The sequence below is a fragment of the Roseiconus nitratireducens genome (genome assembly GCF_008629675.1).
GTDB lineage: Bacteria > Planctomycetota > Planctomycetia > Pirellulales > Pirellulaceae > Stieleria > Stieleria nitratireducens.
In genome coordinates, this window is record NZ_VWOX01000005.1 from 507152 (window position 1) to 513832 (window position 6681).

The 6681-nt window shown below is 57.5% G+C and carries 1 protein-coding gene, 2 tRNA genes and 2 rRNA genes; 4 read left to right on the top strand and 1 reads right to left on the bottom strand.

Annotated elements, in window-relative coordinates:
• Positions 1–7 precede the first annotated feature (7 nt).
• Positions 8–1969 (bottom strand): TlpA disulfide reductase family protein, encoded by a 1962-nt coding sequence (locus FYK55_RS12000; protein WP_150076630.1) that lies wholly within the window; start codon positions 1967–1969, stop codon positions 8–10.
• Positions 1970–2375: 406 nt separating this feature from the next.
• Here FYK55_RS12000 and FYK55_RS12005 point away from each other — a divergent pair.
• From FYK55_RS12005 to rrf, 4 genes are all read left to right on the top strand, one after another.
• Positions 2376–2449, top strand: a tRNA-Ile gene (locus FYK55_RS12005).
• Between the two features lie 82 nt (positions 2450–2531).
• A tRNA-Ala gene (locus FYK55_RS12010) sits at positions 2532–2604 on the top strand.
• 690 nt (positions 2605–3294) lie between these two features.
• Positions 3295–6141: ribosomal RNA gene (locus FYK55_RS12015) — 23S ribosomal RNA — on the top strand.
• Between the two features lie 116 nt (positions 6142–6257).
• Positions 6258–6366 (top strand): 5S ribosomal RNA (gene rrf / locus FYK55_RS12020).
• Positions 6367–6681: the final 315 nt, after the last annotated feature.

Below are 6681 nucleotides of genomic sequence, written 5' to 3' on the forward strand. Positions count from 1 at the left end.
TCACCAACTACTTGGCACTCAACAGCTCGTCCAATTCCGCATCCAACTCTTCCTTGCGGATGTTGTGGCGGACAACTTTGCCTTCGCGATCGATCAACATCATCGTCGGCAAGGTTTGCACGCCGAAGGCCTTCGAGAGCGGGCTTGATTCCAAGCCGCCTTCTTCAAACAGCTGGACCCAGGGCAAGCGGTTCTGTTGCAAGTAGGCTTCGGCGTCGGCCCGGCGCGCGTCGACGTTGACGCCGACCAGCTGCAATCCGGCGCGGCCGTAACGTGCCTGCAGGCGACTGAGCAACTTCATGTCCTGTTTGCAGGGTTCGCACCAGGTGGCCCAGTAGTGCACGATCACCGGTCGGCCGCGAAGCTGAGAAAGCTGAAACGACTTTCCTTCGATCGTCGTGCCTTCCAATTCGATCCGGCGCCCGACCGACTCCAAGCGGCGGACGGCTCCGGCGGCCTTCTCGCCGGGCTCGGTGCCTTTGAAGCCGTCGCGCACTTTCTTGTAGTAGGCCAACGCTTCGTCTTCATTGTCTTCAAATTCCTTGCTCAGAGCGAGTTGCAACATCGCCTGCGCGGCCTGAATGGTGCCCGGGTGACGGTCCACGAATTCCGCCAGCGAATCCAGGTACCAGTTCTGCACCTTTTCGAAATCGGCATCCGGCGTTTGACGGACGACGTACTCGGCCTGGATGGTCTGGTAGTCGGCGTAGGCGGCCATGGCGGCATCGTCGGCGGCAAACTGTCCGGCGACGCGTTTGAGTCGTGACAGGCCGTCCGGGTAGGCGCGGCTTTGCACGGCGACGCTGACGGTATCGATCAGCTGGCGGGTCCAGGTGGCCCGATCTTCGGCAGTTTGCGACCCCTCGATCAGCTTTTCCACCACGTCGGCCCGGGCAGCGTGCAGCTTCGCAGCCTGGCTGTCATTCCCGGCGGCCAGCTGCTTGTCGATCGATTCCAACTGTGTGACCAGGGTCTGCAGTTCGTCCGAGACGTTTCCTCCCAGCGCGTTCATGGAAGCGGATCCAGAGGTGAAGAACACCCCGGTCGACTGGGCCATCGCAGTTCCATCGTTGCTGATGCCTGGCAGATCGATCATCCGCCAGGCGTCGCCGACTTGCACCAGGGTGCCGACCATCAGCTGTCCACTTTGCCCCTCGTCCTCGAACATTGCCACGACGTTTTCGTAGACCACCACGTCGCGGCCGGAGCCGTCGGTGCCTTCGGGCACCAGGCCGGGTTTGGGCGCGGCGAACTGGACCCAGCTCGCACGCGGGCTGACGGCGGTCTGCCGCTGGGCCAGGTCGGCGAATTCGGATGCGGCGCGTTTGGTTTTCACGGCAAGCTCCTCTGTTTTGGCCTTCCCGAGCTCCAGCGAGCGGAGCTCATCGGGCGTCGCCAACAGCGTCACGAAGCGGCGAGTGTCGCCTTCCCGCACCGCGGCGACGACTTCCGCGGAAACCTCCTCGGGCGAAATCCGTTTCCATTGATCGATCCGGCCGTCCTCGTTCTGGTCGATTCCCCAGCGGGTTCCGGCGTTGCCCAGCCAGCGATACTGGTCGGCCTTGCCGTTGAAATCCGAGTCAACATCCCGGTAAGCCTCCACGCCGTAGTTGAAGTAGCTCCACAGGTCGATGCGTTTGTCACCGTTGGTGTCGGCAAAGCGGCGGAGCAGGACGCCGTCGGGACCGGTCACTTCCCAGCCATTCATTCCGGCGCGTTCGATGTCGGCGACGGTGCACTTGTCGACCAACTCCTCCGGGACGGTCTCGTAGGTGGCGTCCTGCTGGACCGGCTTGAGCGACAGCGCGGCGGCGGGCGACGGGGTTTTGGCGTGGGCGGAGGTGCCGGCCAACGGGGCCGCCAGGGCCAGGGCCCCGGCGGCCAGCATTCGCAGCGGGCCCCGGGCGGAGGAGCGGTGGCGGAGAGGGGCGGCGTGGGCCGAGAGCGAGGAAAGAAAGCGATCCGTCATCGTGGAAAGTGTCCAAGGTGGAAGGAATAAGGACGCGGCGGAAAGGGTCGGGGGCGAGCCGTGGGGCCGGTCCGGGAGTTCCGCTGCGGCGTCCGAATCGATGGATTGACGACGCTATTTTGCCTGAACCTGGCGGCGGAGCGGAATGTCGATTTAAGTGGATGGGGCTTTGTGCCGAAAAAACTGGTCCACGCGGGCGGAAACGATCGCGAGAGAAGCGGCAAAAGGATCCCGAGAGGTTTTTGCGAAGACTTGGCCAATGTGCCTTTGACAGGCCAACTCGTTTGCGTACACTTCTCGCTCGCCTGCCGGAACTTGCCGTGTGGGACAGTCCAAGCTCTGGGCGTTTTTCCCGGGTCCGATTGAATTCTGGACCGAAAAACCACCCGCGAGAGCTGGATGACACGGGCGTGTAGCTCAGTTGGTTAGAGCGCGTCGCTGATAACGACGAGGTCCCAGATTCGAGTTCTGGCACGCCCATGCCGCTTCCTCGGGAAGCGGCTGCAACGCCTGGATCGGCATCCGCCGGCCGGGCAAACGCATCCGAGTGATGCACTCCGAAGGGGGTATAGCTCAGTTGGGAGAGCGCCTGCTTTGCACGCAGGAGGTCGTCGGTTCAAGTCCGTCTACCTCCACTTCGGAAACGGGGGAAAGCCCGGTTGGCAGATGCCTTAGGCAAATGCTGTACCGGGCGGACCGGGCCCGCCAAAGTAATTTTGGAAAACCCGGCCGATACCGGTTGACCCTCACGGAGAAGCCTGTATCTTTCCGCTCCCTCGCCACGGGAAACCGCGGCGAAAACCCGCGGAAGGCCGCGGCGGGAACCACCGAAAAAGTTTCTTTGGTTTTCTCGTGAAGATCGGTTGACGGCTCGCTGAGACGCCTCTATCTTCCCGCCTCGCTCGTGAGCGACCGCCCGCCGCACAAGGCTGCGTCGGACGGCTGTTCATCAGCGTCCCTCAGCGAAGCTCGACAAGAGCGGGACTTGAGGAACTGATTTTTGACAATTTGGTTGTTTGGTAATTGGCATCAGTAATCTGCCAATTGAGAAGTCGGGAGCGATTCCGGCGGATCGGTTGGCGACTACAAAGTTCTTCGGAATTAGCGTTTGCCAGCGGTGGGCCTTCGGGCTTGCAGTTGGCAGTAGAAGCAAATCTGACAGGATTCTGTGCAAGTGCTGATTGAGCGAACCGTGCAAGCGGTCGTTCAACCCAGCCATGTGATATCGTTATGGTGATTAGCCACAACGGCATCGCGACCTTGGCCCTTCGGTTTGGCGTTGCTTCGGCAGCGGCAGTTGAAGGCGTTGAGTTCGGGATTTCGTTGGCCAATCTACCAAGGGCACATGGGGGATGCCTTGGCGTTGAGAGTGTGGGCGTGGAAGTCTGCGAAATGCCTGGGGGAGTTGACAAACAAGCGATGATCCCGGGATTCCCAATCCAACCTGGTGAACTGAAACATCTAAGTAACCAGAGGAAGAGAAAGAAAAATCGATTCCGTCAGTAGCGGCGAGCGAAATCGGAATAGCCCAAACCGAGAGGGTTTCCCTCTCGGGGTTGTAGGACTCCAACATCGGATTGTGTGTTGTTAGTGGAAGGTTCAGGAAAGTTCCGCCACAGAGGGTGACAGTCCCGTACACGAAAATAAGCACACACCGTAGGAGCACCTGAGTAGGTCCAGTCACGTGAAACCTGGACTGAATCCGCGGGGACCATCCCGCAAGGCTAAATACTCCTCAACGACCGATAGTAGACCAGTAGCGTGAGTGAATGGTGAGAAGAACCCCTGCAAGGGGAGGACAGTGAACCTGAAACCATGTGCCTACAAGCGGTCGGAGCCCGATTTGAACGGGTGACGGCGTGCCTTTTGCATAATGATCCGGCGAGTTGTGGTATGCGGCTTGGTTAAGCTCCTTCGGAGCGAAGCCCAAGGGAAACCGAGTCTGAATAGGGCGAAATTGTCGTATGCTGCAGACGCGAAAGCTGTGTGATCTACCCATGGGCAGGTTGAAGCGTGGGTTAAACTGCGTGGAGGACCGAACCCACTTAGGTTGAAAACTGAGGGGATGACCTGTGGGGAGGACTGAAAGTGTAATCAAACCAGCAGATAGCTCGTTCTCTCCGAAATATCTTGAGGGATAGCGTCGAGCCACTATTTACCGGGGGTAGAGAGACTGAATCGGATGGGGGCCCTTCCCGGGGTACCTCACCGAACCAAACTCCGAATACCGGTAAAACTATCTCGGCAGTCAGTCCCTGGGGGATAAGCTCCAGGGTCGAGAGGGAAACAACCCAGATCGCCTGCTAAGGTCCCTAAGTAGTACTCAGTCACTAAGGAAGTTGAAGTGCCGTGACAGCTGGGATGTTGGCTTAGAAGCAGCCACCATTTAAAAAGTGCGTAACAGCTTACCAGTCGAGCATTTCTGCGCCGATAATGAACGGGAGTAAGTACTACACCGAAGCAGCGGGCTCTAGCTTGCTAGAGCGGTAGGAGAGCGTCGATGACCAGATACGAGCCATACGGTAACGAGTGGTGTCGGGGTCATCGAGTGATTATGCCGGAATGAGTAACGATAAAACAGGTGAGAATCCTGTTCGCCGAAAGCCTAAGGTTTCCTGGGGAAGGTAAATCCGCCCAGGGTTAGCCGGTACCTTAGTCGAGGCCGAAAGGCGTAGACGATGGACAGCAGGTCAACATTCCTGCGCCGGTTGTGTATTCGATGCAGGGACGGCGTCCAGAAAGTGAGCGGTACGAATAGAAATGTCCGTAGCGAACGCCAAGGAGTCGGGGGTTAAATGACCCGAATAATCCAAGGCATAGCTCGAGAGCACTTAAGTTCTCGAAGTCATTGGAAGGACGTCCAAGAAAAGCTGCTAGGTTAAGCAACTGACCGTACTAAAACTGACACAGGTAGGCGAGATGAGTATTCTAAGGCGCTCGGGAGAACGGTGGTTAAGGAACTCTGCAAAATGGCCCCGTAAGTTCGCGATAAGGGGCGCCTCCGGCGGTTCACGCTGTTGGAGGCCACAGAAAATCGGCTGTAACGACTGTTTATCAAAAACACAGGTCTCTGCTAACACGCAAGTGGATGTATAGAGACTGACGCCTGCCCGGTGCTGGTAGGTTAAGGAAGAGTGTTAGTTTATACGAAGCACGCGACCGAAGCCCCAGTAAACGGCGGCCCTAACTATGAGGGTCCTAAGGTAGCGAAGTTCCTTGTCGGGTAAGTTCCGACCTGCATGAAAGGCGTAACGATTTCAGCACTGTCTCAACCACCGACCCGGTGAAATTGTAGTCGTGGTGAAGATGCCACGTACCCGCGGTTAGACGGAAAGACCCCGTGAACCTTTACTGTAGGCTGATATTGGGTTGAGATATGTTCTGTGTAGGATAGCTGGGAGGCTTTGAGACCGGCACGCCAGTGTCGGAGGAGCCGTTGTTGAAATACCAGCCTGGTCATATTTTAATTCTAACTTTGATCCTGTGAATCCAGGCAAAGGACAGTGTCAGTCGGGCAGTTTGACTGGGGCGGTCTCCTCCCAAAGAGTAACGGAGGAGTGCAAAGGTACACTCAGCCTGGTCGGCAATCAGGCGAAGAGCGTAAAGGTAGAAGTGTGCTTGACTGCGAGACCCATAAGTCGAGCAGGAACGAAAGTTGGCCTTAGTGATCCGGTAATCCCGAATGGAAGGGTTATCGCTCATCAGATAAAAGGTACTCCGGGGATAACAGGCTTATCGCATCCGAGCGTCCACAGCGGCGATGCGGTTTGGCACCTCGATGTCGGCTCATCACATCCTGGGGGTGTAGAAGCTCCCAAGGGTTTGGCTGTTCGCCAATGAAAGTGGTACGTGAGCTGGGTTCAGACCGTCGTGAGACAGGTCGGTCCCTATCTGCCGTGGGCGTTCGAATCTTGAGGGGATTCAACTTTAGTACGAGAGGATTTAGTTGGACGAAGCTCTGGTGTACCAGTTGTCGCGCTAGCGGCACGGCTGGATAGCTAACTTCGGAAAGGATAAACGCTGAAAGCATCTAAGCGTGAAGCCCTCCCCAAGATTAGGATTCGTAGACAACTGTCGAAAGCCCCCTGGAAGACGACCAGGTTGATAGGCTGGATGTGTAAGCACGGTAACGTGTTCAGCTTACCAGTACTAACGGGCGAAGGGTTGGCCATCGATATCCCGCACTCATGATCCTGTCATGCGTTGCTACGATCGACGCTGATCCAAAGAACTGCTGATTACCAGACAACCGGCCGTGTGCTGGGTGAAACATCCCTCGCACGGTCTTTTTGGCGACCATATCGGAAAGGTCCTACCTGTTTCCATCCCGAACACAGAAGTCAAGCTTTCCGAGCCGATGATAGTGCCCACCAGCGTGAAAGTAGGTATCGCCATTTTTTATAAAGCCCTTTGCATGACAACATGCAAAGGGCTTTTTTTTTGCCAGCTATCCCGCCTGCGCGCGAACCCCGCCGGCTCGTGCCTCCAAATCTTATCCGACACGCCGCGGATGTTCGGATGGGCGGCAGCGACCGACGCCGACAGGCACCCCGTTGTGCACTTCGAGAAGCCCGGGCGGCGTTGTCTTCTCACCGGTACTGAGTTGGTCGCGACGAATCTCCTGTCGTCCCGCAAACAGCCTAGGTGGACAGCGCCACTTTGGGTGAGCCGCGTGGCGCTAGCCGAATGGCACTTATTTTAGATCGTTGTCC

Excerpts from the sequence above, each read along its gene's own strand:
- FYK55_RS12000 (WP_150076630.1), bottom strand. The coding sequence starts at position 1,969 with ATGACGGATCGCTTTCTTTCCTCGCTCTCGGCCCACGCCGCCCCTCTC.